Annotated in this window: 1 protein-coding gene; it reads left to right on the plus strand. The window is 68.3% G+C overall.

The features are described from left to right. Positions 1-37 precede the first annotated feature (37 nt). Positions 38-246: lycopene cyclase family protein (locus SB717_RS38525; protein WP_410908492.1), on the plus strand; the 209-nt coding region annotated here is incomplete at its 3' end.

Below are 246 nucleotides of genomic sequence, written 5' to 3' on the forward strand. Positions count from 1 at the left end.
CCGGGAGCGGCTCGGCAAGCGGCTGGCCGGGTTCGACATCGATCCGCGGTCCCTCGAACCGTCACAGACGGAGACCGTCCGTTTCGCACTGTCGGACAGTTCCGGGTTGCCCTGGGCATCTGCGGGTCCGCTGCGGTTCGGGGCGGCCGGTGGAATGGTCCATCCGGCAACCGGTTACAGCGTGGCCGAGTCACTGTCGTCGGTCGATCAACTCGTCGACGCGTACGCGCGTGGGCGCAATCCGGT

This window comes from Priestia sp. SIMBA_032 (assembly GCF_046535215.1).
In the GTDB taxonomy this organism is placed as follows: Bacteria; Bacillota; Bacilli; order Bacillales; family Bacillaceae_H; genus Priestia; species Priestia aryabhattai.